The sequence below is a fragment of the Flavobacterium sp. genome, assembly GCF_040382755.1.
GTDB lineage: Bacteria > Bacteroidota > Bacteroidia > Flavobacteriales > Flavobacteriaceae > Flavobacterium.
This window is the reverse complement of record NZ_JBEIET010000180.1, coordinates 1-3010: the sequence shown is the minus strand read 5'-3', so window position 1 is coordinate 3010 and position 3010 is coordinate 1. Positions and strand designations below refer to the sequence as shown.

Genomic DNA, 3010 nt, shown 5'->3' with positions numbered 1-3010 from the left:
TAAAGTTGTTCCTATTTTTTCTCGTAACAATTCGCAAGAATGCAAACTATCGCCAATGGTTTTTAGAGCTTCGTTTTTAGATTGCAACGCCAACGTTTTAATTGGAATAATTGCCTCTAACGAATCTTTTAAGTGAATGACCTCTCTTGGGGAAACTTTTCCAGTAGCTACTTTTGAAATTAAGCGCTCTAAATCGGAAATTTGTTTTATTTGATATTGGATTTGGTGTAATTCTTCTGAATTTTCTTTTAAATACGCTACTACTTCGTGTCGACCTTTAATTTTATTTATGTCTTTCAACGGCAACGCCAACCAACGTTTCAATAATCTTGAACCCATTGGCGAAAGTGTTTTGTCAATCACATCAATTAAAGTTACCGCATTAGGATTGTAACTATGATATAATTCTAAATTACGAATTGTGAATTTGTCCATCCAAACATAAGCGTCTTCTGCAATTCGCTGAATGTTTGTAATGTGTTGAATTTTATTGTGTTGCGTTTCTGATAGATAATATAATATGGCACCTGAAGAAATCACGGCTTCATTGAAATCATCTATACCAAAACCTTTTAATGAATTCGTTTGAAAATGTTTGGTTAAGCTTTCAAAAGCAAAATCTTCTTTATAAATCCAATCCTCTATATAAAACACGTGAAAATCTTCTCCAAAATGCTGTTTAAAATCTGCTTTTTGTTGTTTTGAAACTAAAACCTCACTCGGTCTAAAATTTTGTAATAATTTGTCAATGTATTCTTCGTTTCCTTCAGCCGTTAAAAATTCGCCAGTTGAAACGTCTAAAAAAGTAATTCCATTGGTTTTTTTACCTAAAAATACAGCTGCTAAAAAATTGTTGGATTTCGATTGTAAAATATCATCGTTAAATGAAACTCCTGGAGTTACTAATTCGGTAACGCCTCGTTTTACTATAGTTTTTGTCATTTTCGGATCTTCTAATTGATCACAAATGGCAACTCGTAGTCCCGCTTTGACTAATTTTGGTAAATAGGTATTTATAGAATGATGCGGAAATCCTGCTAAAGCGGTTTCACTTTCACTTCCATTTCCACGTTTGGTTAAGGTAATGCCTAAAATTCTTGAAGCTCGAATAGCATCTTCTCCAAATGTTTCGTAGAAATCGCCCACGCGAAACAACAAACACGCATCAGGGTATTTTGCCTTAATGGTATTGTATTGCTGCATTAAAGGAGATACTTTTGGAGTAGAATCTTTTATTTCGGATGCTGATTTCTTAGCCACAACGTAAAAATTTAGTGAAGGCGAAGTTAGTAAATTCAAAATTCAATAGCAATTAGAATCTCAAAATTCAATTTTAAGTTGAAAAGTTTGGAACACAGATCTAAAAAATTATACAAATTATTAAAATTTCTCCAATCGGTGTTTTAAAAAAGTATATCAAAAATCCGTTTCATCCGTCAAATCTGTGTACCAATTTGAAAAGTTTGGAACACAGATTTAAAAAATTAGATAAATTTTAGAAATTTCTCCAATCTGCGTTGAAAAACAAGTATGTCAAAAGTCCGTTTCACCTTTTAAATCTGTATAGCTTTTTCAAAATTGGCAAATTGACATATTGAAAAACTGAACATTATTATTACTTTTGTAAGATGAGAAAATTAGCCAACGCCGAATTAAATCGAATCAGTAAAGAAGCATTTGCTGAAGCAAAAAAAACACCATTAATTATTGTGTTAGACGATATAAGAAGTCTGCATAATATTGGTTCTGTGTTTAGAACTTCAGATGCATTTTTGATTGAAAAAATTTATTTATGTGGTATTACGGCTGTTCCGCCAAATAAGGAAATTCATAAAACGGCTTTGGGCGCAACAGATACAGTAACTTGGGAATACTCGAAAGATGTATTAGAAGTTGTAGCTAAATTAAAATCGGAAAATGTTAAAATTTATGCTATAGAACAAACCGAAAATGCAATTATGTTAGATGATTTTCAACCAAAATCTGAAACAAAATATGCATTAATTTTTGGTAATGAAGTCAAAGGTGTTTCTCAAGAAGCTATTAATACTTCTGATGGTGTTATAGAAATTCCACAATTGGGAAGTAAGCACTCTTTGAATATTTCAGTTAGTGCTGGAATTGTAATTTGGGATTTATATCAAAAAATGTTAAAAAACTAATAATTTTTACCTTCTTATTGTACCTTTGAAAGATGAATAAAATTAGTACAACATTTATTTCGGTTTTTTTAATTTCTAATGCAATTGCTCAAAATGTAGCTCCTGTATTACAAGCTAATTTAGCTCCTGTGTTACAAGCAACTGGAAATCAAATATATTGCCCTCAAACTTCTTTGCCAATTGTTACAAATATGTCGATTACAGATCCTGACGATGTTGGAATTGCAGCTATGTACATTCAAATTTCTTCTGGTTATGTTTTAGGTCAAGATGTGTTAACTTTAACCGGAATTCATCCTACGATAACTTCTTCTTGGAATGCTACAGAAGGAAAATTAACCTTAAGTGGAATAAGTGGCAATCCTACATATTTACAATTTATAGCCGCTATTGAATCGGTAGTTTTTACAAATTCAGCAGTTAATCCAAGTGGGCAACGTATTTTTTCAATTACAGTCGGACAAGCTAATTATTTAGAGTCAACAAATCATTACTATCAATATATTCCAAATACGGGTATTAGTTGGACAAATGCCAAAAATGCGGCAGCTGCATCAACTTATTATGGTTTGCAAGGTTATTTAGCTACAATTACAACAGTTGAAGAAGTTCAAATATCTGGTATCCAGGTTACTGGGGCAGGATGGATTGGCGGTTCAGATGAAGCAAATGAAGGTGTTTGGAAATGGGTTACAGGTCCAGAGCTTGGCACTACATTTTGGAATGGCGTTGTAAATGGTAGTTCGCCAACTTTTGCCTTTTGGAATGCAAACGAACCCAACAACCAAGGTGAAGAAGATTACGCTCACGTAACAGCACCGGGCGTAGGGCAACCTGGTTCGTGGAAT

3 protein-coding genes are annotated in these 3010 nt (G+C 33.0%); 2 read left to right on the top strand and 1 reads right to left on the bottom strand.

Annotation, left to right across the window (positions count from 1 at the left end; translation table 11 throughout):
* On the bottom strand, positions 1 to 1203 hold a 1203-nt coding region (locus ABWO04_RS10820; RefSeq protein WP_502903990.1), incomplete at its 3' end, for a MutS N-terminal domain-containing protein.
* A gap of 425 nt (positions 1204 to 1628) precedes the next feature.
* On the opposite strand from ABWO04_RS10820, the gene ABWO04_RS10815 reads away from it, so the two are divergent.
* Together ABWO04_RS10815 and ABWO04_RS10810 are read left to right on the top strand one after the other, a co-directional pair.
* Entirely contained in the window at positions 1629 to 2162 is a 534-nt protein-coding gene (locus ABWO04_RS10815; protein ID WP_353079710.1) for an RNA methyltransferase, read from the top strand.
* Positions 2163 to 2194: 32 nt separating this feature from the next.
* Positions 2195 to 3010: C-type lectin-like domain-containing protein (locus tag ABWO04_RS10810; RefSeq protein ID WP_502903989.1), on the top strand; the 816-nt coding region annotated here is incomplete at its 3' end.